This window comes from Shewanella sp. AC91-MNA-CIBAN-0169, assembly GCF_040310165.1.
Classification (GTDB): Bacteria; Pseudomonadota; Gammaproteobacteria; order Enterobacterales; family Shewanellaceae; genus Shewanella.
In genome coordinates this window covers 12,580-37,030 of the sequence record NZ_JBEOPM010000035.1, presented here as the reverse complement: position 1 = coordinate 37,030, position 24,451 = coordinate 12,580, and the positions used below count along the sequence as shown (strand labels likewise).

The 24,451-nt window shown below is 40.6% G+C and carries 22 protein-coding genes; 12 read left to right on the top strand and 10 right to left on the bottom strand.

All coding sequences use genetic code 11. The features are described 5' to 3' along the window. Positions 1-25: 25 nt before the first annotated feature. From AAEY98_RS20620 to AAEY98_RS20600, 5 genes are all read left to right on the top strand, one after another. Positions 26-427, top strand: coding sequence for a hypothetical protein (locus AAEY98_RS20620; RefSeq protein ID WP_351019274.1), 402 nt, complete (start codon positions 26-28; stop codon positions 425-427). A gap of 58 nt (positions 428-485) precedes the next feature. Continuing rightward, on the top strand, positions 486-1,244 hold the full coding sequence (locus tag AAEY98_RS20615; RefSeq protein WP_351019271.1) for a hypothetical protein: 759 nt from the start codon (positions 486-488) through the stop codon (positions 1,242-1,244). Position 1,245: 1 nt separating this feature from the next. Beyond that, positions 1,246-1,722, top strand: coding sequence for a hypothetical protein (locus tag AAEY98_RS20610; protein ID WP_351019268.1), 477 nt, complete (start codon positions 1,246-1,248; stop codon positions 1,720-1,722). Positions 1,723-1,869: 147 nt separating this feature from the next. Then, positions 1,870-2,901, top strand: a complete 1,032-nt coding sequence (locus tag AAEY98_RS20605; protein ID WP_351019265.1) for a hypothetical protein — start codon at positions 1,870-1,872, stop codon at positions 2,899-2,901. 54 nt (positions 2,902-2,955) lie between these two features. After that, entirely contained in the window at positions 2,956-3,564 is a 609-nt protein-coding gene (locus tag AAEY98_RS20600) for a hypothetical protein (protein ID WP_351019261.1), read from the top strand. A 324-nt stretch (positions 3,565-3,888) separates the two neighbouring features. Here the strand turns inward: AAEY98_RS20600 and AAEY98_RS20595 are convergent, their stop codons facing one another. From AAEY98_RS20595 to AAEY98_RS20580, 4 genes are all read right to left on the bottom strand, one after another. Beyond that, the gene (locus AAEY98_RS20595) at positions 3,889-5,691 is read right to left on the bottom strand and encodes a hypothetical protein (protein ID WP_351019258.1); all 1,803 of its coding nucleotides are present in this window, start codon (positions 5,689-5,691) and stop codon (positions 3,889-3,891) included. Positions 5,692-5,841: 150 nt separating this feature from the next. Beyond that, complete coding sequence (locus tag AAEY98_RS20590; protein ID WP_351019255.1) at positions 5,842-6,474, bottom strand: response regulator transcription factor; 633 nt, start codon at positions 6,472-6,474, stop codon at positions 5,842-5,844. A 329-nt stretch (positions 6,475-6,803) separates the two neighbouring features. After that, positions 6,804-7,685 (bottom strand): 23S rRNA pseudouridine(2604) synthase RluF, encoded by an 882-nt coding sequence (rluF, locus tag AAEY98_RS20585; RefSeq protein WP_351011404.1) that lies wholly within the window; start codon positions 7,683-7,685, stop codon positions 6,804-6,806. 140 nt (positions 7,686-7,825) lie between these two features. After that, the gene (locus AAEY98_RS20580) at positions 7,826-8,731 is read right to left on the bottom strand and encodes a DUF72 domain-containing protein (RefSeq protein ID WP_502959377.1); all 906 of its coding nucleotides are present in this window, start codon (positions 8,729-8,731) and stop codon (positions 7,826-7,828) included. Positions 8,732-8,952: 221 nt separating this feature from the next. Here AAEY98_RS20580 and AAEY98_RS20575 point away from each other — a divergent pair, with 221 nt between their 5' ends. Continuing rightward, positions 8,953-12,000, top strand: a complete 3,048-nt coding sequence (locus tag AAEY98_RS20575) for a transglycosylase domain-containing protein (protein ID WP_351019252.1) — start codon at positions 8,953-8,955, stop codon at positions 11,998-12,000. A gap of 79 nt (positions 12,001-12,079) precedes the next feature. Here AAEY98_RS20575 and AAEY98_RS20570 read toward each other — a convergent pair whose 3' ends face one another. Then, entirely contained in the window at positions 12,080-12,520 is a 441-nt protein-coding gene (locus AAEY98_RS20570) for a DUF3429 domain-containing protein (RefSeq protein WP_101086135.1), read from the bottom strand. Between the two features lie 312 nt (positions 12,521-12,832). Between AAEY98_RS20570 and AAEY98_RS20565 the strand changes: the two genes are divergently transcribed. After that, positions 12,833-13,318: a GNAT family N-acetyltransferase gene (locus AAEY98_RS20565; RefSeq protein ID WP_157822781.1), complete on the top strand. Its 486-nt coding sequence runs from the start codon at positions 12,833-12,835 to the stop codon at positions 13,316-13,318. Between the two features lie 12 nt (positions 13,319-13,330). Here the strand turns inward: AAEY98_RS20565 and AAEY98_RS20560 are convergent, their stop codons facing one another. Further along, positions 13,331-13,528, bottom strand: a complete 198-nt coding sequence (locus AAEY98_RS20560; RefSeq protein WP_162022300.1) for a hypothetical protein — start codon at positions 13,526-13,528, stop codon at positions 13,331-13,333. A 276-nt stretch (positions 13,529-13,804) separates the two neighbouring features. Here AAEY98_RS20560 and AAEY98_RS20555 point away from each other — a divergent pair, with 276 nt between their 5' ends. The 5 genes from AAEY98_RS20555 (at position 13,805) to AAEY98_RS20535 (ending at position 21,153) form a co-directional block, all read left to right on the top strand. After that, the gene (locus tag AAEY98_RS20555) at positions 13,805-15,070 is read left to right on the top strand and encodes a DEAD/DEAH box helicase (protein WP_351019249.1); all 1,266 of its coding nucleotides are present in this window, start codon (positions 13,805-13,807) and stop codon (positions 15,068-15,070) included. A 173-nt stretch (positions 15,071-15,243) separates the two neighbouring features. Then, positions 15,244-17,304 carry a PhoX family protein gene (locus tag AAEY98_RS20550; RefSeq protein ID WP_351019246.1) on the top strand — a complete coding sequence of 687 codons (2,061 nt, stop codon included), beginning with the start codon at positions 15,244-15,246 and terminating at the stop codon, positions 17,302-17,304. A 193-nt stretch (positions 17,305-17,497) separates the two neighbouring features. After that, positions 17,498-17,884 carry an SMU1112c/YaeR family gloxylase I-like metalloprotein gene (gene gloA2 / locus AAEY98_RS20545; protein ID WP_335690678.1) on the top strand — a complete coding sequence of 129 codons (387 nt, stop codon included), beginning with the start codon at positions 17,498-17,500 and terminating at the stop codon, positions 17,882-17,884. Positions 17,885-18,127: 243 nt separating this feature from the next. Beyond that, complete coding sequence (locus tag AAEY98_RS20540; protein WP_502959655.1) at positions 18,128-20,458, top strand: TonB-dependent receptor; 2,331 nt, start codon at positions 18,128-18,130, stop codon at positions 20,456-20,458. Positions 20,459-20,472: 14 nt separating this feature from the next. After that, on the top strand, positions 20,473-21,153 hold the full coding sequence (locus AAEY98_RS20535; protein WP_335690682.1) for a Fe2+-dependent dioxygenase: 681 nt from the start codon (positions 20,473-20,475) through the stop codon (positions 21,151-21,153). Positions 21,154-21,385: 232 nt separating this feature from the next. Here AAEY98_RS20535 and nrfD read toward each other — a convergent pair whose 3' ends face one another. The 4 genes from nrfD to AAEY98_RS20515 all read right to left on the bottom strand — a co-directional run bounded on the left by nrfD (position 21,386) and on the right by AAEY98_RS20515 (position 24,021). Next, a complete protein-coding gene (nrfD, locus tag AAEY98_RS20530; RefSeq protein WP_351019240.1) occupies positions 21,386-22,327 on the bottom strand; it encodes an NrfD/PsrC family molybdoenzyme membrane anchor subunit in 942 nt (313 codons plus the stop codon). Beyond that, on the bottom strand, positions 22,324-23,010 hold the full coding sequence (locus AAEY98_RS20525; protein WP_351019237.1) for a 4Fe-4S dicluster domain-containing protein: 687 nt from the start codon (positions 23,008-23,010) through the stop codon (positions 22,324-22,326). Before AAEY98_RS20525 ends, nrfD begins: the two co-directional genes overlap by 4 nt. A 6-nt stretch (positions 23,011-23,016) precedes the next feature. Continuing rightward, positions 23,017-23,481, bottom strand: coding sequence for a multiheme c-type cytochrome (locus AAEY98_RS20520; RefSeq protein WP_124729735.1), 465 nt, complete (start codon positions 23,479-23,481; stop codon positions 23,017-23,019). 75 nt (positions 23,482-23,556) lie between these two features. Next, a complete protein-coding gene (locus AAEY98_RS20515; protein WP_101086125.1) occupies positions 23,557-24,021 on the bottom strand; it encodes a hypothetical protein in 465 nt (154 codons plus the stop codon). Positions 24,022-24,451 lie beyond the last annotated feature (430 nt).

The window sequence follows — 24,451 nt, the reverse complement described above, 5'->3', positions numbered from 1 at the left end:
ATCGAAAGATGAATTTTATACCCTAGTGCTTCACTACAATGATGACTCTGGCTTTAAGCCAAATATCTATTTTTCAGGCGAAGATGGTATGGCATTGAATTTTGGTAAGATACCAATAAGTAACGCATTGAAAATTATTGCAATTAACGTTGGGATCTTAAAAGACGGAAAGTATCACATCGGTGTTAATGACATTGATTTTGATGGCAAAGAGAGTTTTACCTACAATGCCACAATCTTTATTGATAGAGATGGAGATGCGCTCAGTGATGATCTGGAATCTGCAATGGGTATCAATAACTTAACGCACGATACTGATAAAGATAACATTTGGGATACGCAAGAGTATTACCTTGGGTATTTCGACTCATTTAATGTTGATCAAGATGATGATGGTTTACCCGATTGGTTAGATAAAGATAAATAAAATCAATTAGCTGTTCTATTTATAAAATAATATTTCGTATCGTTGTTAAGGATAACAAATGCAGTATTCGCAATTACCTAAACAGTATAAATTTATCAATCCGGTAGGGTTACCAGAGCAATTACGCATTGCCACTAAAAGGCATTATTTTTGTAAGGCGTTTTGTTTTCTTGGGCTAATACCTCTGTGTGCATCAGTGCTAATGACTTTAACACTTGATGGAAACCAGCAACTTTTTTATCAAGCTGTGGTGGCGTTATTATTACCGACGCTAATATTGTTAGGTTTGTGCCAACATTACCTCGTGTTTGACCGCGCAACTCATCAACGTTTTTTGCAATTACAATTGTTAGGTTATTATTTTAAAAAAAATAACTGTGAGTCACTGCAGTCAACTGAATTAATCTTGCTGCATAATGTTAATGACAGAAGCCAATACTGCATGAGATTAAACGGTACCAGCTATATGATTGGTACTCTTCAAGAAGCATCTAATCTTGTGTTATTTATTGCACAAAATTTTAATATTACAGCAAAAGAGCAAGTTACTGACTTTCCTAACATCCATACTTTAGATACTCATGTGCCAGCCGTATCATTGGCTGAATCGGGCTCTCAAGGCATTTATACCATGGATATGCCTACCTCTAACTCTAACTCTTTGCATAAAGCTAATGCCAAGCAGACAAATTCCATTGATTCACCGTCAATGTTTATCCAACCACTTTGGCAAGTTCGTATTGGATTAAGGCTGTTATACCCATTACCTTTTATATTGTTATTTTGCTTTTCCATGAAATACATCGGAGGCTTATAGCATGTTTTTTAAACCACTATCACCAACAATGGCCGTTATGGCCAAGACTCGTTTACACATTATCACCCGAGTATTTTTTAGTTGCCTGTTTGCTTGTATGCTTTTAATTGTCATGATGGGGATTGCGCAACACACATATAGTGAGGTGTTCATGTATTCAACTCTTGCGCTACTCTGGTGGCATTTCACATTTGCAAAGCGACAAGTCACATTTGATCTTCAAAGCCAGCATATTACCACCAAAATCAGCTCCCTCTATTTATTAACTCAGCAGGTTATTCCCATCAGGAATATTGCAGCGCTGCAATTACGCCGCAGGGCAAGTAATAATGGCGGTCGTGCTTACGAGTTATTAATCGTGATGCACACCCAAACTGAACCGTTAAGGTTTGAGTATGGGGGATTATATCGAATGCAATCGCTTGGTAAGCAAATAGCAGATTTCTGCAACATACCGTTTATAAATCAGTTAGATTAACAATAAAAATGAGCTCAAACCGCTAGTTGACTCGTTTTGTTGATAAGCTAGAACAAGCACATAATGGACATAGTGACCTAGGCTAGTCGTATCAATTAAACCACGTCACTTTGCTTTTTTAATACCTAAAGCATATTAAAGGGATTTATGAGTTATAAAATTTGTAAGCAGACTGATGATTGCATTGTGCTGCAAGATACTGGTGGCATTATCGACTTTATTTTTGGTATTGGTATGGCCGCCATGGGGGCAGGTGTTATTTATTTAGGTTGGTTTGGCTACCAAGATACCGGTGAGATATTTATGCCACTCATTATAGCCCTTGTCGGCAGTTGTTTATTCTTCCCTATGTTTAAGCGTAACCGATTAACGATTGATGCGATCCGTAAAGAGGTGGTGAAAACAAAGTCCTGGTTCGGTATAACCAAAGAAAAAGAGATAGTGACTAATAACAATCTTTCATTACTCGAAATGTCTGGTTTCATTACCGGTGAATTTAACGCTTTTTTTGATCGTCAAGAAATAGTTAGGCATCATTATGCGCTTAAGTTTTATAGCTTCCCTGAATGGCATATCACTATCAGAAATGTTTCAACCATGATCAATATTGTGATGTTTTTTGAAAAACACTTTGATACCGATTTGGCATTAGTTGTTCAGCATAAAAGGCATAAATTTAATACCAAAGGGTTATTAAAAGACCATAAGCCGACTGCACTTCCAACAGGTGATTTAGTACGTGAATCAGGCTTTCAGCAACTAACTATCGGCGGCATGCCTTTTACATCATTAAGATTTTGGTTGTTTGCGATGAGTACCATAGGCATATCATTTTTTATGTCGATATTTATATTATTCTTTTCTGAATCCGTTTTTACGCTTTATATATCCTTGCCAGTTCAATATGCTTTATCAGCGTTACTGATTGGCTTTTTTTCTTGGGTATTTTTTTACCGCGCAGCGGGGACAAAACTCAGAATTTATAATGATACTTTGATTGTTAAACATGGTGTGTTTAACGAAAAAACCTATAAACGTTCAGATATCATTGGTGTAGTAAACATTACCCGAAATACGTATTTAGTGACTCGATTGGGTGCCGAATGGTTAGCTTTTAGATTACCAACAGAGCACAGCTATGCGATTCACAGTTGGTTAATGCCATATCTGAAACACTAAACGCTGGATTTATTATAAGCACTTATTTAAAACTCAACTAACAGGATGTTATCGATGAATATGATGAAAAAAGCCAGCTTGCTGGTGGCCATGACTACCTCCATTACGACAATGAGCTTTGCTGCATTGGCGAGTAACCAAGCTGCTATTGATGCATTTGAAGCTAAAACCAAACCCATAGCGCAAGATGCAAAAGTGCTATCCGATAAGCAGCTAGTCTTGATGCAAGAGTTTAATCAGCTTATGGATTCTGGCAATGCGTCGGCTGTATTCCAAAGTGGCAAGGTGCAAGAATTACAAGCACTCGGTGAGCAGACGTTGGTGCAAGCTAGGTTGTTTGTAAAAGAGTATGAGCAGTTTTTATCGCAATTACCTGAAACATCTACCTGCAATTTGCCTGAAAACGTCACAGAATATAACAATCTCATTGATGAGGTCTCTGCTAATAACCAGTCGTTATCTGAATTGAGCGCTACAGTATCACCCGGCGATGATGCAGGTGCCACCATGGCATTATTAAATGTACAAATGCATGCAGGACGGGTTAGCTCTTTTGTGCAAATGTTTCAGCTGGTGAAAATGTGTTATATAACCGAAGCCATGGGTTACACCAAGCAAGATGTTGAGCGTATGGAAGCTGAAGAAGATGGTGATGAGCTGTAATGCCAGTATCTAATATGTCACTTTACATATTGGCAGTGTTTACTTTGTTGATTGTTAATAAGTAACAGGTTATTGAGTTGGATGGGGTGTATGCTATAGCAGTCATTCTATCTAGCATATTTAGTGCATTAGGGATTCATCATTTTTATGGCAGCAGAACGGTCCTTTGTCTATGGTGTGTTTGATTTAGTCTTAGCGATTGTTGGTCGTTTTATTGATAAAGAAAACGATATGATTAAAGCAGGCTAATATTTGTGGCTTGATGATAAAAAACCATTAGCTTTTGCTAATGGTTTTTTACATTGCGAGTAAGCAATAAGCCTCTTATGGTGTTGTTTTTAGTGACAATAAATGATTGTATAATATTTGGGTAAAGCGTTCTGAATTGTCATAAGTCATCATTAGTTGATTGTTTGCGTCTTTCGTGTCGAAAGCTTTATTTAAATTGACTTCAATTAACTGTTGATCTGCAACTAAATAATATGTCGGAAGAATGTGCTCAGCAACTTTGTCATTTATAGCGTCCTCAGTTGTAATAATAAATGGCTGATTACTTGGGCTAATGCTGCGTTCTACTGTAAATGTCGTTTCTGGTTGCAGGTTAATATCAAGCAGAGTGATCTTACTTTGTTGCTCATCGACGATGATAAACTCTGGATATAAACTATCAAATTGTGCTCTAGCGATATCATCAACTGTGATCATATCAGCCGTCTCGTAATCAGGAAGGTCGTAGATTTCATAATTATTGACTTCACGACACATGACATCAGCTTCTTGAGATACGTTTATAGAATATAATGTTTGTGGCCAATTTAGCGTGTTGAATTTAAGACTATCAGGAATAATGTTAAGTATTGAGCTCCAGCTATCACTTGGTGTGAGTATTTTTTCTACATTAATAGTGACATTAACATCTGTTGATTCATACACTGTTTTGTAACTATTACCATCTATAAACGGTTCAGTCGTCGGCAATGGTGCAATGGTATACCAACCGTTATGGGTTGTGTTCCAGCATTCTATTTCTATTTCTTGTTCACCTATATCTTTAGGGAATTCGGTAACATACCCAATTCCGTCAATAGAGGCTGATCCTATAACAGTCTTTCCTGTCTCATCATTGTCTAGTGAGAATGTGCTGAACTGTGACAGCAACGCTAGCGATAAGGTATTAGCAAAGCCGCTATCATTAATGATATTACCTAGCACAACATCCCAATCGTTTTGTGACAAAATACGTGAATCGATCGGTAATTCTGTAAATCCTAATGCGATAGCTGAATCACTAAAGAGTATATTTGCGGCTAAAGTAAATATGTCGTCTGAGAAGAACTCTTCGATAGAAAGGCCGCTATCACTTAATATTTGCCAAAGTTGAGCATAAGTAGCTGCAAGAATTTTTTCTGCAGCGATTAAGTTTGGGATTTGAGTTGCGATGACTTGCTGTAAATAAGCAATGGCATAGTCTATGCGCATAAAGTTAGCTGAGGCTGATGTTTCCGCTGAAATAGAATACAAGGAGTCTGCATCTAATTGATACAAAATAGCCAATAGAGTGTCTAATTCAGCCGATAATTGACTAATATCACTGTTAGACAGACTTTGACTCTTCATCTCAATCACCCGGGAGAGTTTAATATGGGTCAGGTTATTAATCGCGCCATTGTACTGTGGGCTAGCGATTAAAGTGCCTTTTCCTGCGTCACTAACGATAGATTTTGGCGTAGCGCGGGTGGTTGGATTTTTAACCTTAAGTGCTAAAGAGCGGGCTTGGATTGCTTGTGTTGCTGTCGCCGCCTGCCAGTTAGCCACTAAATAATAGTCTGGGGTTTCGACTTCGCTCTTCCAATCAATTTGGTAGTTACCGTCAACATCTGTAATAGTAAAAGGTTCATCACTATCACAGGCTAAGTTTTGGTTTAAATCGGCGCAAACAGTCGCACCAGATAATGCACCTTGATATACCGCTAAACCGGTTACCTGGTGATCGTATTCTGATACGGGCGTTGTTGGTGTGCCTAAATCTGGTTGCGTGATTTCGGTATTAGAATCGTCGTCAGATGAACCGCAACCGACTAAGAGTGCGCCAGAGATTAATATGGCTAATATGCTTTTATGGTGCATTAATGTGTCCTTACATTATGAGGTGAAATGTTTTCACCTGTTATAGAAAATTCTAACGAGTGAATATTAAGTAACTTAGCTATATATCTCTTAAGGGATACATAGGTGAGTTTATTTTCGGTTTTAGTTGAATTGTTAGGTGTAAATAAGTTAACTGGCAGCGAAAGCAAATAATTGGCCACGGTTTTTAATCTTGGTTTTTTTATAAATATTCTGTACGTGCATTTTGACGGTATTAACAGAGATGTTGAGCTCTTTGGCCATTTCTTCGTTGGTTAATCCATGCAGTATAAGTGATAAGACTTGTTGTTCTTTTTTTGTGGTGACGGCAAGTATTTTGGCTCGATTACCTGATGATGGAATACGCTTTCTTTGGAGGATGTATTTAGAAACGGCTTTAGGGTTAAAGCTAATGTCGCCATCTTGTACTTGTTTAATGCTTTGTATTTGATGAGCGATAGAGTCAGAGACACTAATGGCGCCATGAAATCCAGATGAAATAAGGATAACTTCTAGTTCTACATTCAAAGCAGAACAAAATGCAATGTGCAAGTCGCTTTTAAATAATTCAGCAGATAAGTAACCAATTTCTTGTAATGGATTATCAAGATAATGAACCATAATGGCGCTGCCATTTTCGGCATTTGATGCAGCAGACAATTCTGATAACGCGCAGTTCGCATTGGTTGGAATTAAGTTAAATTCAATCAAACTAGCGAGATTTTGAAATTGTCCATGAAGATGGACAGGGAAATCTACGATTATAAGGTTATTGCTGAACATGTCACATTCCTTGTTTAAAAACCCAGCGTCCGTTTGCTGTTGTTTTATACTTTTTCGATGTTTGTTTGTGCTATTTATTGAAAACTTGCAGCAACACTAGCATGTATCAAATCAATAAAAAATGCATTTTGTGTAATCTATTAGCATGAGTGATTATACAATGTTTACTGTAAACCGATGTTTTATTTACATTTGAGCAATATTGATTGTTTAAATAATGCTCAGAGCAGTATCCTACAACATAAAAAGACTATTGCATACGGTAAAATGATTATTTTTAACCCGTAAGCTTATCCTAAGCGGTGTATCACTTATGCTGTTTTTTTGGATCAACGTTTAGGTTTTCTTGAATGACTTGGTTTACCTTTATTCGCCACCGGCTTTTTAGGTTTCGCGCCTCGACCTTGCATAAAGTGCTCTGGACCTTCAATTTTATCTCGTAAACTTTGAGTCGGCTTTTTCTTGGCTTTTTTGGGCGCGTTTTTGACTTCTGAAGATGAATGTTCAATTAACTTCATTAGCGTGCTGAGTTCTTGCTCATCCAAATCGCGCCATTCTCCTACAGGCAGCCCTTTAAGCGACACATTCATAATTGACTGACGTTCTAGCTTGGTCACTTCAAAGTTGAAATGTTCGCACATTCGACGAATTTGACGATTAAGCCCTTGAACTAGAATTATGTTAAATACGAACGTTGAAACTTGTTCAACTTTACATTTTTTAGTGATGACACCTAACATCGGCACGCCTGCTCGCATACCTTGTAAAAATGCTTCGGTGATCGGCTTATTAACCGTGACCACATATTCTTTGTCGTGATTGTTGCCTGCGCGGAGAATTTTATTGACTAAGTCACCATTGCTGGTGAGAAATATTAACCCTTGTGAATCTTTGTCTAAACGACCAATCGGAAATACGCGTTCGCTGTGGTTTACAAAATCGACAATATTATCGCGTTCGGTATTTTCGGTGGTACTCACAATACCTACTGGTTTATTAAGGGCGATGAAAACAAGATCGGCTTCGTCTCGAGGGGCGATATCGTGACCATTCACTTTGACTTTATCGCCAAATTCGACGCTGTCACCAATTTTGGCGCGTTTACCGTTGATAAAAACATTACCTTGCTCAATGTAGCGGTCTGCTTCACGGCGTGAGCAAATACCACTCTCACTAATGTACTTATTTAGACGGGTTGCAGATTCACTCATGGTGGTTCCTTTATCAACATAAACGCACTGCAAAGGCAGGCTGGATCGGCGCAGATAATATCATAAAATAACCGGACAAAGAGCTGTTTGATAAACGTTTATTATCAGTCGTGAGGTTTCCTATGTCATATAGGTGAGTATCACAAATCAAAACCCAGTTGCGTTGTGGTGTGCTGTTGTTGAGGTAATAGGTTAATGTCGGCCAATACTGATGCACTGTGTGCCAACTGTTGTTGCAGTAAACGGTACAAATCGACCGCTAATTGCGGTGCATTGTGATTGTCTGGGGTGTGGATAAACAAATAGGGTTGTTTGTTTTGCGCGATCCATAAAGGCAGCTGTTTAAGCCAGTTTTGGAAAAAATGTATATTGGCTTCCGCTTGCGGATGACCAATAAAGCGCACCACAGGATTGTTTGCGGTTGCAATGGCGTGTACTGGCACTTTAGGCTTTTTTTGGTGGGCATCTATCACTGCGGCTGTGGTTGGCGCGGCCGCAAAAACAGGCCTCGTATCCATAATGATACGATTGCAGTTATTGTCGATGAGTAAGCGGTTTAATGCTTGCTCTGCTTCACCTTTAGCAAAAAAGGCGCTATTACGTACTTCGACGCCATAGGTTAGGCCTTGTGGCACTTGAGTTAAAAATTGTGCTAACTGTGGCAACGATTGTGGCCCAAAACTGGCCGGAAGTTGAATTTTCCACACCCCGGTTCGGTTAATTAGCGGTTCCATTACGCTAAAGAATTGTTGTAGGGCCGGCCCTGCATGTTGTAGCTGTAATTCATGAGTGATGTGCTTGGGCAGTTTAAAGGTAAATTTAAAATCGTCATGGGTTGCGGCGTACCAATTTTGTACATTCTGTAACGACGGCGTGGCATAGAAAGTAGTGTTACCTTCAACGGTATTAAATATTTCGGCATAGCGCGCGAGCCGATGTGCTTGGCTATTGCCGTAGACGGTTTGTTGCCATTGGTTTTGTGACCACATGGCTAAACCTAATCTTAATGGCGGATAAATAGTCGCTGTTGAAGTGCTATTGTCCAAAACAATCCTTAGACTTGGGTAAGTGTTTTATATAAAAATATCGATATTGTGTTAATAAGGTCTTTAATGGGCTAAAAAACAACATTTAGTTATTTTTGTCTATATCTAATAGCTTTACCCATCTGATAAAATTATCACAATTAGTTACGCGATGTATTGAACATCTCAACCAAAAGTTAAATGGTGCGTTATTGTGATTTTATGCGTTAGATGGAGAGTTTGTGTCTAGTCCACATACAGACAGTCAGTTTGATAATTATCGACCTAATACATCTTCCGCCAAACCGGCTCCGGTTCGTCGCAGTAAAGCGGGTTGGTTATTCATCGTATTATTGTTAGCAACAGCCTATCTGATCGAGTTTGAGGTGCGGACATCGTATTATCAATCTTATTTTTTGCATCAATATGCGACTAAATTAACCTATAAAGTACGTGATTATCGCAGCGATGCAGTGATTTATCCTAAGTATGGTCCTTTTGATGATCGCCATGGTTATAGCCAATTACCGCAGAAAATAGCGCGTTTAATTGAGCGTAATTATCAAATCACTCAGCAAGTGGCATTTTCACCAATGTTGATGGATTATACCAATATTGGTTTTTTCCCGCCGTATCATGAAAAAGCCCAATCAGGCTTAATGATAAAAGATTGCCGTGACATGACGGTATTCGATTTCTCCTATCCTAAACGAGTGTATCAAGACCAAGATAAAATCCCCGACCAAATCATTAATACCTTATTGTTTATCGAAAACCGTGAAATGTTGAGTCCAGAAGCTAAATACAATCCTGTGGTTGACTGGCCTCGATTTGTGTTGGCTGCCGCCAGCCAGGTAGCGGGTATTTTTGGGGCTGATATGTCTAAAGCGGGTGGCAGTACCTTGGCCACCCAAATTGAAAAATTTAGGCATTCTAACCACGGCTTAACCTTGAGTATCAAGGATAAGTTATTACAAATTGGTTCGGCAATTGTGCGAGTGTATCAGCAGGGTGAAAGCACCATTGGTGCTCGCCAACGTATCGTACAAGATTATCTCAACACAGTGCCATTATCATCGGCGCCAGGGTTTGGTGAAGTTCATGGCATTGGTGATGGCTTATGGGCCTGGTTTAAAACAGATTTTAATCAAGCTAACCAAATACTATTGAGCCGTCATACTCAGCAAAATGCTGCTGAGCGTGGCAAGGTGTTTCGTCAAATCGTGGCCTTAATGATTGCTCAGCGTCGGCCGTCGTATTACTTACGCCAAGGTCATGAGGATTTAGAATCGTTAGTAGACAGCTATTTACGTTTACTGGGCGGTGATGGTCTGATTGAAACGCAATTGATGGTGTCGGCACTTGAGCAAACATTACAATTTAATTCTAGTAAGTTAGCGACGACTAACCTCGCTAACAATAAAGGGGTTAATGCGGTACGTATTCGTACTGCGGGTATGTTGGGATTAAGTTTATTTGATCTCGATCGCTACGATTTATCTATTAACAGTACCTTTCATGGTGACTTGCAACAACAAGTTAGTGATTACTTACGTAGTTTAGCTCAGCCCAGTTCGGCTGAACGTATCGGACTACTGGGTGAGCGTTTACTGTCTGTGCAGCAGTTAGATAAAGTGTTGTACAGCTTTACCTTATATGAAAGCACCGACAGCGCCAATCGGGTACGGATTCAAACCGACAGTATTGATCAGCCGTTTGATATTAACGAAGGCAGTAAGTTGGAGCTTGGTTCAACGGCTAAGTTACGTGTATTAGCGACATATTTAGACATTATTGCCGAATTACAACAGCGTTTTTCGGCAATGACGGTGGCTGATTTACGCCAAGTGGATGTGGAACGTAAAGACCATATTACACGCTGGGTAGTTGATTATTTAATTACTACCCGTGACCGTAATTTAACCCGAATGTTAGATGCAGCACTGCAGCGCGAATATTCGGCTTCACCAGAAGAACGTTTCTTCACCGGTGGTGGTTTGCATGTATTTAACAATTTTAATAAAAAAGAAAACAGCCGCGTACCAACATTATATCAAGCATTGCAAGAGTCAATAAACTTGCCTTTTGTGCGCTTAATGCAAGACATTGTTAATTACAGTAGTAGTTATAATAGTGAAGGCAGTGTGTCGCAGCTATTGCGTAACGACAAAGATCCGCGCCGTGAAGAATACCTAAAAGCATTTGCTAAGCGTGAGGGCAGTTCGTTTGTAAAACGTTTTTATCGCAAGTATCGTCAGCTTGTACCAGAGCAACGTCTTGAGGTGTTATTTGATGGTATTCAACAACAAGAGCACAAGTTAACGGCGGTTTATCGTTATTTAAAACCTTACGATGGTGCCCGTGAGTTAAAGATTTTTCTTGCAGGGCGTTTACCAGCAAAAACCTTTACTGATAAACAAATTAATGTGCTGTACAACAAGTATGGCGAAGAAAAGTTCAATTTGGCTGATCAAGGCTATATTGCGCGGGTGCACCCGTTAGAGCTGTGGGTATTACGTTATTTAAATGACTATCCAGAAACGGGTCTTACTCAAGTATTAGAGGATGCGCAGCCGCAGCTACAAGAAGTGTATCGCTGGCTGTTTAGAACGCGTCATCAAAATGCACGTGATGTGCGTATTCAAGTGATGTTAGAAGTTGAAGCTTTTTTAAGTATTCATCAGCGATGGGTGAGAATGGGTTATCCGTTTGAATACATGGTGCCTTCATTAGGCTCAGCTTTAGGCAGCTCGGGCGACAGACCTGCAGCATTGGCTGAGTTAATGGGTATTATTCAAAATGATGGCTATCGTTACCCTACAGTGAGAATTGATGAGCTGCAGTTTGCCAAGGACACTCCATATGAGGTGACATTGGCCAATAATAAGCAAACTGTTACACGAGTAATGCATCAAGAAGTTGCGCGAGCGTTGAAAAAAGCACTGGCAAATGTGGTCGAAAATGGCACTGCGAGAAGGCTCAAAGGCAGCTTGGTGGATAGCAATGGCCAGGCTGTTGTTATGGGTGGTAAAACGGGTACAGGTGATAACCGTATAGCGACTGAAATTCGTAATGGCCGTAAAGTGTCTTCAACCGCTATAAACCGTACCGCAACGTTTGTGTTCTATTTAGGCGATCGTCATTTTGGTACCTTAACGGCGTTTGTGCCAGGGGAGAAGGCTGACGACTTTAGCTTTACTTCAGCACTGCCATTACAAGTACTTAAAGGCATGATGCCGATTTTATCACCGATGATAAACCAGCAAGAACAGTGTCAAACTGGTTTATAAATGATGAATCCAGCTTGCTGCGATCAACAAAAAAGCCCATGCTGTAAAGTATGGGCTTTTTGTTCGAATTAACATGTTGTTAAACGCTAAAAAGACTGAGCATAACAATAATGTGGCATACTACAGCAGCACTGGTTAATATTGTGCGTAATGTGAGGTAGCTGGTGGTGGTTGATAATTGTTTGGCTTTAAATTCAATATACAATAAATACAGATAACCACTGGCGAGTAGGATAAGCGCGGATAATGCAAATGGTGTTAACAGTGCAATCCAACAAGCGAGAGCGATGATATTACTAATGATAAGTAACTTAGCGATGTTGTCATCTAAGGTTAATATAACCGCTTTGCCCCACAGAGTACCGGCAACAAAACTTAAAATCACTGCGCTATAGCTAACAAACCCTAGCATAGTATGTTCGGGTGCTAATAGGCTATGATTGAAGGCTAATACACTGAGAATAATAAAAGGTAAAAGGCCAGCAAAGCCCAACCATTGCCATGTTTTAATGCTTTTCATCCTGTAGTCCTTTAATGCATGTTGATACGGTTATTCATCGTCAAGTGTGTCGATGAATGAGAATATATAACCTCAATTATGGATAATAAACGGTCATCAAACAGGCATTTCCGCTATCAGTGTTGAATCGACTTACAATAGGCGAGCTATTGATACGTCCAATATGCCTTGTTAGCAAAACACATGGCAAGTTTGATATTGCAGACTTGAATTAAACCCGTTTTTAACGATTTATCCCATCTCTTTTTAGAGCTGAGGTTATCTATAATATAAATGATCTTGGTGACACAACATAGAAAAGGCGAACCCGAAATGAATATTTCTCTTCATCCCATTACTGAAGCAGATTTAGATATATTGTTTGAATTTGAAAACGACCCTATTGCTAATAAAATGGCAGATTTTGTGCCGCGTAAACGTAAGGCTTTTAACCTGCATTGGCAGCAAAAAGTATTGGCTAATGAAAAGGCGATAGCGCAAGGGATTTGGATCGATGATGTTTTAGTGGGTAATGTTTTATCGTGGATTAATACCGACGCAGCAGCAAAGTCCGACCCACAAATGCGTTTAGTTGGGTATTGGATTGGACGTGAACATTGGGGCAAGGGCATTGCCACCAAAGCAGTGGAAATGTTTTTAAAGCAATTTATTTCGAGCCCAGTTTTTGCTTATATCGAGAAACAGAATCAAGGCTCAGTGGCAGTGGCGTATGCCAATGGCTTTTTCGACGTTACAGCGCAGTATCCGCAATTAATCAGTAAAGACAATTTACGTTTATTCAGACGTGGTAACGTTTAATATTCTCGTGGATTAATGATTGCCGCCGCCACATCCACCGCAACAACTGCCACCATTAGCTTGTTTTTTGGTAGTATTTTCAGCCTGAGATACTTTTTCTGTTGCAGAGTTCGAGTCTGTTACAGCAGTGTCCTGGGCTGTAGGTGCCACATTGCTAACTGGTTCAGCTTGCTTGGCTGGCTTGAAAATACCGCTAATTGAAAAACTCATGGTGATACCTCGTTATGGGAGCTGATTGTGTAATGTTGTGATGAAATCTAGTGGCTAAATTTAAACATGTTTTTTATTTGCATGTTTAAATTGTATAAGGCTTACTTTTTTAGTCAAGTGATATCTGCCGCAAAAAGCTCGACCTGCTTAAGATGTGTTGAGCATCACATTTAACTGCCGTGTTAATTAACGATAATCCAAGCAAACACTGCCTAGAGCCTTTGTTTTCATCTGAATGAGCGTGATAAACTGCCCATCCACATGTTTGGAGTTTTTATGTCTTTTGCAGATTTATCGTTACATCCCATATTGATTAATCGTCTAGCTGAATTGAAATATCAGCAACCTACGCCAATCCAACTACAGGCTATTCCGGTTATTTTAAGCGGTAAAGACGTGATGGCGGGGGCGCAAACGGGCACCGGGAAAACGGCTGCATTTGCATTACCGTTACTGCATCAACTATTGACTCATAAAGATGCTCTAGTCGCTCAGCCAGATACTCAACATATTCATTTAACCCCTATTACCGCGCTTGTATTGGTCCCAACTCGAGAGTTAGCCCAGCAAGTGCACAGTAGTATTGAGCAATATGCTTATGGCAGTTCAGTCACTAGCGTGATGGTTTATGGCGGGGTTAGCATTGGCGAACAAATCCGTCAGCTAGCCAATGGCACCCATATTTTGGTAGCGACTCCAGGGCGGTTATTAGACTTGCTGCGTAAGCGTGCGTTGTCATTGTCGCAATTAACTCATTTGGTATTTGATGAAGCCGATCGCATGCTGGACATGGGCTTTAAAGATGAAATTGTCGAAGTGCTTAAGCGTTTACCAAGTACACGGCAAACATTACTATTTTCAGCCACCTTAGATGACCGTATGCTCAGTTTTAGCCGACGCTTATTACGCTCACCACAAGTGATTGAAGTGGCTCAGCGAAATACCACCGCCAGCAGTATTGTTGAGCGAGTGTTTAATGTCGACGCTAACCGAAAATGCGCCATGCTGTGTCATTTAATCAGCCAAGAAGGTTGGCAGCAAAGCTTAATATTTAGCCGCACCAAACAAGGTACTGATGCACTGGTAAAGCAAATGAATCAAGCTGGTGTAGCGGCTGAAGCATTTCATGCTGACTTATCTCAAGCAGTACGTGAACAAGTATTAGCAGCATTTAAAGCCGGTGATGTGGCCGCGTTAGTCGCCACCGATGTGGCTGCTAGAGGGTTAGATATTAACGAGTTGAATTATGTCGTTAATATGGAGTTACCGTTTCAAGTTGAAGACTACGTACACCGAATAGGCCGCACAGGCAGAGCAGGTAAAGCAGGGCAAGCTATTACATTATTAAGCATCGATGACGAGCCATTATTAACTAAACTAGAAGCCTTTTTAGACCGACGTTTACCACAGCAATGGCTGGCAGGTTTTGAGCCAGACCTTGATTTAATTGCTCCAGTTACCCGTAAAACAACCAAATCTGCATTAAAACAACAAGCACGTAAAAAGGCATTAGCGGCATCTTCACGTGGTAAAAAACGCTAACATGAGTTTTATATTAATTCCATCACACATGACAGTGTGGTGAGTGTCTTTTTACTGCCACATTAATGTCATCTAGTTTGAACCGAGTTGTCACATTAGACGCTTATCTTAACTGACAAATAATTATACCTATATTTGATCCGTTATTTTCAGAGCATATCTAAGGACAATTTATGAGCAAGGCGACATTTGATCCAACTCGTTTTAACAACAGTAAAAATACCCCCTTCAATGAAGTGATGGATAATCATCTATCACGTCGTAATTTTGTTAAGCGTGGTTTAGGCCTTAGTGCTATGACGGCGTTTGGTGGCTTCGGATTAAGTGCTTGTGGCTCTGACAATGACACCGTTGCAGAAACGCCAACAACGCCGACCACACCAACAGCACCAACAAAAAGTTCTGCAGTATTAGGTTTTGAGTCTATTGCCGGTTCTAAAACCGATGCAGTTGCGGTAGCTGCTGGTTATTCAGCTTATGTGTTAGCACCTTGGGGAACACCCTTAAATTCGAAAGCTGCAGCGTGGAAAGCCGATGGCAGTAATACTGCTATCGATCAGGAAAACTCAGTAGGTATGCATCATGATGGTATGCATTTCTTCCCGTTGAATGATTCGGCAGATGACGGTTTATTGTGTATTAACCACGAATACATTGACCAGGATGCTTTACATCCAACAGGCCCAACGTTTGATGCTGATGGTAAGCGCACTGTAATTGATGAAATCCGCAAAGAAATCAACGCCCATGGTATTTCAGTTGTACGTATTAAATTAGTTTCTGGACGATGGCAAGTGGTCGAAAACGACAGCCATAACCGTCGTTTTACCGGTGCAACCGTGATGGATATTGCTGGCCCACTAGCGTACAGCTCATACCTTGAAACGCGTTATTCGCCCGATGGCAGCCAAGCGCGCGGTACCTTAAATAACTGTGGTAATGGTTATACGCCTTGGGGCACTTATTTAACATGTGAAGAAAACTGGCCTGGTTACTTTGTTAATAAAGGCACCTTAACGCAAGAGCAAACCCGCATTGGTATTTCGACTTCTGACACTCGTTATGGCTGGAGCCATTTAGCCGGTGATGACGATGAGCGTTTAGACGAATTTGCTCGTTTTGATGTGACGCCAACGGGCTCAAGTGCGACTAATGATTACCGTAACGAAGCTAATGGCCATGGTTATATTGTTGAAATTGATCCATACAATCCCAACTCGCGCGCCATTAAGCGTACTGCATTAGGTCGCTTCCGCCACGAGGGTTGTGCCTTTGGTAAACTTGAAGAAGGCAAACCAATCACATTTTATTCAGGCCACGATTCACGTTTTGAATATCTGTATAAGTTTGTTTCTGACGCAGCATGGGATCCAGCAGATGCTAACAGTACTAACCGCTTAACAGTTGGCGATAAGTACATGAATGCCGGAACCTTATATGCGGCTAAGTTTACCGAAGACGGTGTCGGTGAATGGTTACCGCTAACGTTAGATGGGGTGACTGCCGACGGAAGCACGCTTGCGAGCAGCTTTGACTCACAAGCCGCGATTATATTAAATACCGCTGGCGCTGCTGATTTAGTGGGTGCTACACCCATGGATCGCCCAGAATGGACAACAGTCGATCCATTTACAGGTACGGTATACCTAACGTTAACCAACAACAGTAAGCGTACCGACAGCACCAACCCTGCTAACCCACGTTTAAATAACAACTTTGGTCATATTATCCGTTGGGATGAAGGTGATGCAGCAACGGAATTTAGCTGGGATATCTTTATATTTGGTTCACCTGCAGATGGTGATGCTGAGACTAACTTATCTGGCTTAACTGACTTAAACCAGTTTGCTAGTCCAGACGGTTTGGCGTTCGATCAACGTGGTATTTTGTGGGTGCAAACCGACAATGGTGCCTCTGAAGTTACCGAAGAAACCAACGATCAAATGTTAGCGATTGTGCCATCAACGATGGTAGATGCAGACGGTAATCAACAAGTGGTAACGGCTGAAAACCAAACTCAGCTTAAGCGTTTCTTTGTTGGCCCTAACGGCTGTGAAGTGACTGGTTTTGGCATGTCGCCAGATTACACCGCAATGTTTGCCAATATTCAGCATCCTGACAACTGGCCATACTCTGATAGAGCAGATGAAGAAACGCCTGCAGGCACAACGGTTCGTCCACGTGCGGCCACAGTGATGTTTATTAAAGATGACGGCGGTGAAATCGGCGTTTAATTTAAGCCACTTTCTCTGGAAGTCATTAACCTTGCTTTAGTTTTGTTTATGACTTTAAAAGCGTATATCAACCCTGATAGACTTGTTCTATCAGGGTTTTACTTTTTTCTGTGTACAAAATCTAATTACCAGCTCTAATTACCAGCTCTAATTATCAGCTTTAATTATCAATAGTCTATTTACAAGGACAGCCATGCTAAATGGAATTCATCACGTCGCGATTATCTGTGTCGATTACCCACGTTCAAAAGCATTTTATACTCACGTTTTAGGGTTAAAAGTTATTGCTGAGCATTACCGCCAAGCACGGGATTCTTACAAGCTTGATTTAGCTTTGCCCGATGGTAGCCAAATTGAGCTATTTTCATTTAATGGTGCGCCGCCAAGACCCAGTTATCCCGAAGCCCAAGGCTTACGTCATTTAGCGTTTAAAGTTGATGATCTCGATGTGGTAGTGGCCCATTTGCAGCAGAACAACATCTCAGTCGAACCCGTTCGTATTGACGAATATACCGGTAAACAATATACCTTTTTTAGCGATCCAGACGGTTTACCGTTAGAGCTTTATCAAGTCAGTTAATCGATATCGACCAGGCCGCTGTTTTTGAGCGGTATTCAAACTGTTATCAATAACGGTTTTTATCAATAACCGCGGTTATTAATAACGGCTACCTATCTGCTTATTGCCTCCTTTGTTAGCTAAATCTCTTATTTAATAAATCTTTACACAAATGATAATGATTTGCATTTGCGATCTTTGTTTCATTTATGTAAAGTGCATCACATAAATGAAATTTAGTTAACGCTTATTAATAACAGGATGATGTTAAGCATGAAGTCGAGTAATTACAGTAAGTTATCGTTAGGTGCTCAAGCCGTTGCTGCAGCATTAGTATTCAGTAGCCCAGCGCTATATGCTGCAGACACCAAAAATGAAACTTGCGATAAGGATATATTGGCGAAATGTAAACCCGCGCAAACGGACGAATCAATAGAGCGAATTCGTGTTCATGGTGTGCAAAACTCGGTTTACATGTTTAATAACTCAGCCGACAAACGCCGTATGGCTACACTTGTCGATACGCCTCAAGTGATTACCGTGTTAACTCAAGACCAAATTCAAGAGTCAGGAAATACGGACTTAAAAGACATTTTGTCAGCTCAAGCGGGTGTCACCCTTGGTACGGGTGAAAACGGTAATGCATTCGGTGATCGTTATATTATCCGTGGTCACGAAGCACGTAGCGACGTGTTTGTAGATGGACTTCGCGACCCTGGCATGACCACTCGTGAAAGTTTTGCCACCGAGCGAGTTGAAATTACCAAAGGTCCAAGTTCAACATTTGCTGGCCGTGGTTCATCAGGCGGTGCCATTAACAGTGTGACTAAAAAAGCCTCAGTAGCTTACGATTTTGGCCGTGTCGATCTGGGTATTGGTACTGACGATCACACTCGTCTAACGGTGGACTATAACTTACCGATATCAGACAAAGTGGCAGTACGCCTTAATGGCTTAGCGGCTGAAGAAGACAAGCCGGGCCGCGAAGGCATTACGAGTGAACGCCAAGGTGTTCAGTTATCGGGTGTGTATGAAGCCACCGATGCATTGTCATTTACCGCCGATGGTTACTACCTAGACGCGAAAGATGTGCCAGATTTAGGCAGTTATTTTGATCGAGATACTCGTAAGCCGCTAGAAGATATTCCTGTTTATGCTCAAGATGGTGACTTTCTAAATTCTAAGGTCACCACGTTTACCTTACGTACCGAATATGAGTTAAATGACAGCATTACGTTGTACAACGCCACACGCGTAGGACATACCGAAAATGGCTATATTACAACCGGTATGGGCGGCACAATGCGGGCAGATACCGACCCAACAGCGCCTGGTGCCAGCACCTTAACGCTTAGTACTCACCAAGGTAACCAAGATGTTGATTATGTCAGCACTCAATTCAACTTATTTTGGAACACTCAAGCACTGGGTTTTAATCACAAGTTAGTATTTGGCCTTGAATACACCGATGAAAATGTTGATAACGGCATATATAGCATCACCAACAACAATGATGGAAATTGTTTGACCAATGGTCGCGGTGGCGTATCAGAGTCTTATTGTATTATTGATGGTGACGGCAATACTGTCGATAATATCGGCCAGTTAATCAATCGCAGCTATGTTGATGGTGGATCAGATGCGATATACGACATCGAAACCGTGTCGGCATACATGATGGATACGGTCGAATTAACCGATCAATTAGCATTATTCTTTGGTTTTAGACAAGACAGCTTTGATTACAGTAACAACACCACAGGTCGTGATGGCGAAGTGGATTATGCCTATTCCGATACCATGTATAACGGCAATATTGGCTTAGTTTACGACTTATCTGAAGATGCGAATATCTACGCCAATTACAGTACTGCAACCAACATCAACGGCGGTGAGTCTGACTTAGGTGCTAACTGTGGTTACGGTGGTATTTGTGGTACGCAAGAGCAAGCTGCTGAAGCCGATGCCGAAATCGTTGAAAACCTAGAGCTTGGCACCAAGTGGATGTTGTTTGACGACAAAATGATGTTTTCGGCATCAATCTTCCAAATCACTAAAAGTGATGTAATGGAAAGTGTTGGCGACAGCTACTCAACTTTGGGGACACTTAATACCGGTAAAAACCGCGTTAAAGGTATTGAGTTTGGTATGGTCGGCAATATTACTGACAAACTCAGCATACAATTCTCGGCTGCCAAAATGGATTCTGAAATTTTAGAATCTTACAATCCAGCTAATATTGGTTTAGTACTGAGTAACTTTGCTGATGAAAGCGCTTATTTGCAACTGCGTTATGAGCTAACAGAGTCATTTGTATTTGGTGGTAGTTACACTTATCAAAGTGAAATGTATGGTGGACAACCAGACACTGCAGCAGGTTATGATAGCGACAATAGCCGTTACAGCATTGTGGTGCCTAACTATCAAGTAGTTGATTTATTTGCCAGTTACAATGCTACTGAGGATTTAACTTTCCGCATAAACGTAGGTAACATATTGAACGAAGAATATTGGACGGCAGCTTATCGTTCTGGCTCATTTATGTACTTAGGTGACGCCCGTAATGCTAAATTGTCGATGACATATGAGTTTTAATTAAAGGTATTTGCATGATTGTTATTGAACAAATTCTCTCGAAACAGGATGTCGGTGCTTATCGTCAGCAACTGGCTGAATGTCCGTGGGGCGACGGTCGTAAAACCGCAATGGGGATGGCGGCGTCGGTTAAAAATAACAATCAAGCAGATGCGCAACACGCTAATGTGCGCCAACTGGCTAATCAACTACTGGCGCGTATTGGCGAAACGCCTAAAATTGTATCAGCGGCGTTACCGCATAAGATATTTCCGCCGTGCTTTAATCGTTATAGCGAAACTGAAGAGTATGGTTACCATGTCGATGCAGCCATCATGCGGATCCCCAATACCTCAGAAGTGATCCGCAGTGATGTATCCATGACGGTATTTTTGAGTGAGCCCGAAGAGTATGACGGTGGTGAGTTAGTTATTGCCACTGAATTTGGCCAGCAGCAAATTAAATTACCTGCAGGATACGCCGTAGTATACCCGTCGAGTAGTTTGCATAAAGTGACCGCGGTAACCCGAGGGCAACGCGTAGCAGCTATTACCTGGATGCAAAGTATGGTTGCCGATGTGACTTTACGCCAAACCTTGTATCAGCTCGATCAAAGCATTCAAAACTTGATCAAAACTAATAACACAGATCGCGCCGAGTTAGATAACCTGCATAATGTGTATCATAATTTGATCAGGCAGTTTACCCAGCTGTAATAGCTCTAATGGGCTTTGAATGACGAGGTAATAATGGCTGGTTTTGAATTGTTAGCTTGTCTTAATGCCAATTAAAATCAATTGGTAAAAATAGTTAAGCGAGGGTGACTCAAAAAATGGTGATTCAAAAAAATGAGACTCAATAAAGGGACGAGGTTACAAACAGCGGTATCTTCTGTCGAATAGACGGTGACAGTACGGTTGCTAACGCGTGCTATCACCGTTAATTTTATTAACTTACCACCATTTGACCGGTATAAAGTATAAAGTTACGTAATAATATGACGCCCAATAAACTCAGACATGCTGTTCCGGCAACATAGGAAAACTTGCGTTTTGAAGTGGCGGTCATAAATAAGTTCATCGCTAATGGGGCCGACAATCCTAGTCCCATAATGCCGAACCAGAATATAAATCCCCAAAAGCCTACTCCGATAGCATTGAATGCCGCAACCTTGCTTTGGCCACCACTGAAGACCAATCCTAGGAAGAAGGTGAACATAAGGAGTATCTCGCCTAAAATCAATGGGATCTCTATTTTATGAATAAAACGTACTTCAGCACCATTGGGATTGCCTTTGAGTAACACACCACCTAATAGTGATGCAGCGGCACCTGAAGACAAACCAGAAGCTAAAAATAGTAAGGGTAATACTCCTGTATTCCACATCGGGAAGTGAGGTTGAGCCGATAATAAAAATCCGGTATAGGCACCTAGAGACATTGAGAAAATCACTAGTAAACCGGTTATACCTGCTTCATATCGCGCTAGCAGCCTGGTTAACGTACAGACGATTGGTAAATGTTTTTCACAAAACTTATCAATGGTTTGTCTGAATGTTACTGCAATCCAAGCATACATAAACACTTGATATAGCATTAAGATAATCACCCCCATCGACATCACCGACGTAGGATTGTAAAACACTAGAATCTTCCAAAAGTCCCAAGGTTTTGTTAAATCTAATACCAACACTCCTAAGCCTGCTAAAACGGAAATTGCCGCAATAATACAGGCAGCTATAATAAATCCAGACTGATATGCTTTCTCTTTTAAGCAAAAATGTTTCAATAAAACAGCGAAGAACATGGCGCCTGCGGATGCCCCGGCTAAAAATAGGTATATTGCAATGGGCCAGTGCCAAACCAATGTATCAAAATGAAAAGCACTCATAATATAATCTCCCCTTGTTTCGCTTTGATACGAAATATTTTAGGTCGGGTACCTAAATCTTGCTTAAAGCGCTCAGTCGGATTCGCCTTTAATAGCGCAACCAGTTCAGACTCGGGATCTTTAAGATTGCCAAACACTAATGCTTTTGTCGGACATATTTCTACACAGGCAGGTTGTTTACCCTGTTTGAGATTAGTTTCACGGCAGAAGTCACATTTGTCGGCAGCTTTAGTAACAGGATTAATAAAACGCACTTCATAAGGGCAGGCTGCAATACAGTATTGGCAACCGACACATTTATCTGCATTTACTGCAACAATACCGGTTTCTTTATTAATAAAGGCGGCCCCGGTTGGACAAACAGAAACGCAAGGTGCGTTCTCGCAATGTTCACAAGAATGTCGAGAAAAATGATAAAACTGATTAGGGTATTCTCCAAACGGCCCAGTTCTTTCAATGCTTAGTCGTGTGACACCTTCAGGTACATGATTCACTTCTCGACATGCTTCAACACAGGCATTACAGCCAATGCATTTAGTTTCATCATGTAACAAAGCGTACTTTATGTTGTTTATAGCGGGTTCCATGTCGGCATTGGCATTATTACCACTGAGTGGATATACCGACACGCCTGCAACCAATGCGCAGGTGCTTTTAAGGAAATGCCTTCTTGAGTTTTCCATGATTACTTACCTCTGCACCGTGTGACAATTTCGGCACACATTACTGCGATCTTTTGATCCTAAGCCCATTATGGGGTCAGATTCAGGATGCAGTTTATGGCAAGATGTACAACTCACTTTTTGAGCATGTACGTTGTGAGTCCACTCTGCTTGGGATATCTTTTTAGGCGAATGGCATTTCAAACAAACGTCATTTTTAGCGTCTATTGTAATGTCGTTTCCCGCCGAAAATACCATCAGGTCATTGGGTTTTTTAGGGTGATTTCCTTGCTCACCATGGCATGAACTACAGCTCATTTTTAGCTGTGCTTGGGCATGGTGGCCTAGCATTGCACCATTGCGTTTATGGCATCTCATACATGAGTCATTGTTAATTTTCTCAGTAGAGTCAGCGCTATTTGCTCCCTGACTAATAAGGGCAAACGACAATACGCCTACACTTAACATCAGTAGCCAGTTATTCCGGGACATAATCAGTCCTCTCTACAATCATGGGTTATCAAAAAATATCGGGTGAAAACAGATTGTCTTCACCCGACAGGGTCTTCATACCGGTAGGGATAGCTTTAACATTTGCATGTCGTAAGGTTTGCCTCGAACGATTTCAACTAATTTAACGTTGAATTTTTCAAACAAACTTTTTGCGTTAGCATCATCTTGTTGACTGAAATCAGAGATAACCAATTTCACTTCCGACGAGTCATGATCTATCACGACATAATCGAATCGTGTATGGTTTTCGGCTGCGGTTTGGGCATCCATTTCGAACACGGTATCGATTGGAACGTTGCAACAAACATCATATTTTCCGCCCACCATTGTTTTTAGTGATTTTAAAAAGTTAAAGCTCTGAGTATCAAAAAGCATTTTTTTGAACTTAATTGAGTGCTCTTCAGTGTCAGTTTTGAAGAACTTTATACAAGTCATAATGAAAATTACTAATATAAAGGGAACCACAATAAACAGCACAGAGTACACAAATGCATAACTTAAAAAGACTGAAGTAATCATATTATCCTCCAAGAAATCGTTTTTAATTTATTGTTTTATGAATTAAACATACGTCATTGACGTACGATTAATATTATCCTTATATTTTGGTTTTTAATTGATCGTAATCAATTAAATGATGTGCTTTTAATTTATTCGATCGTAGTTATGATTTAGGTCTTATTGTTTTTTTTTGCATTTTAAGTTGATATATATTTGAAATAAACAAAGTTGATTTTAAAGTTATTAAGTTTAAATTTGATTTTTTAAAATATTGATATGTTGAAATTTAATAAATCAATATGTGAATATCTGTTTTCTCGAAATTCTAGTTGTTTAATTGGATATTACAATACATGAAATTAGCTTTTACTAAACATTGCTCCAATCGATGGAAGCATTCTATGTGAAATATGTCGTGTTATAAAATCATTTTTATGATCTGGAATAA

What these genes read in the sequence shown, in the direction of transcription:
- AAEY98_RS20615 (WP_351019271.1), top strand. Translation starts at nt 486, where the DNA reads ATGCAGTATTCGCAATTACCTAAACAGTATAAATTTATCAATCCGGTA.
- AAEY98_RS20610 (WP_351019268.1), top strand. Translation starts at nt 1,246, where the DNA reads ATGTTTTTTAAACCACTATCACCAACAATGGCCGTTATGGCCAAGACT.
- AAEY98_RS20605 (WP_351019265.1), top strand. Translation starts at nt 1,870, where the DNA reads ATGAGTTATAAAATTTGTAAGCAGACTGATGATTGCATTGTGCTGCAA.
- AAEY98_RS20600 (WP_351019261.1), top strand. Translation starts at nt 2,956, where the DNA reads ATGAATATGATGAAAAAAGCCAGCTTGCTGGTGGCCATGACTACCTCC.
- AAEY98_RS20595 (WP_351019258.1), bottom strand. Translation starts at nt 5,691, where the DNA reads ATGCACCATAAAAGCATATTAGCCATATTAATCTCTGGCGCACTCTTA.
- AAEY98_RS20590 (WP_351019255.1), bottom strand. Translation starts at nt 6,474, where the DNA reads ATGTTCAGCAATAACCTTATAATCGTAGATTTCCCTGTCCATCTTCAT.
- rluF (WP_351011404.1), bottom strand. Translation starts at nt 7,685, where the DNA reads ATGAGTGAATCTGCAACCCGTCTAAATAAGTACATTAGTGAGAGTGGT.
- AAEY98_RS20570 (WP_101086135.1), bottom strand. Translation starts at nt 12,520, where the DNA reads ATGAAAAGCATTAAAACATGGCAATGGTTGGGCTTTGCTGGCCTTTTA.
- AAEY98_RS20565 (WP_157822781.1), top strand. Translation starts at nt 12,833, where the DNA reads ATGAATATTTCTCTTCATCCCATTACTGAAGCAGATTTAGATATATTG.
- AAEY98_RS20560 (WP_162022300.1), bottom strand. Translation starts at nt 13,528, where the DNA reads ATGAGTTTTTCAATTAGCGGTATTTTCAAGCCAGCCAAGCAAGCTGAA.
- AAEY98_RS20555 (WP_351019249.1), top strand. Translation starts at nt 13,805, where the DNA reads ATGTCTTTTGCAGATTTATCGTTACATCCCATATTGATTAATCGTCTA.
- AAEY98_RS20550 (WP_351019246.1), top strand. Translation starts at nt 15,244, where the DNA reads ATGAGCAAGGCGACATTTGATCCAACTCGTTTTAACAACAGTAAAAAT.
- gloA2 (WP_335690678.1), top strand. Translation starts at nt 17,498, where the DNA reads ATGCTAAATGGAATTCATCACGTCGCGATTATCTGTGTCGATTACCCA.
- AAEY98_RS20540 (WP_502959655.1), top strand. Translation starts at nt 18,128, where the DNA reads ATGTTAAGCATGAAGTCGAGTAATTACAGTAAGTTATCGTTAGGTGCT.
- AAEY98_RS20535 (WP_335690682.1), top strand. Translation starts at nt 20,473, where the DNA reads ATGATTGTTATTGAACAAATTCTCTCGAAACAGGATGTCGGTGCTTAT.
- nrfD (WP_351019240.1), bottom strand. Translation starts at nt 22,327, where the DNA reads ATGAGTGCTTTTCATTTTGATACATTGGTTTGGCACTGGCCCATTGCA.
- AAEY98_RS20525 (WP_351019237.1), bottom strand. Translation starts at nt 23,010, where the DNA reads ATGGAAAACTCAAGAAGGCATTTCCTTAAAAGCACCTGCGCATTGGTT.
- AAEY98_RS20520 (WP_124729735.1), bottom strand. Translation starts at nt 23,481, where the DNA reads ATGTCCCGGAATAACTGGCTACTGATGTTAAGTGTAGGCGTATTGTCG.
- AAEY98_RS20515 (WP_101086125.1), bottom strand. Translation starts at nt 24,021, where the DNA reads ATGATTACTTCAGTCTTTTTAAGTTATGCATTTGTGTACTCTGTGCTG.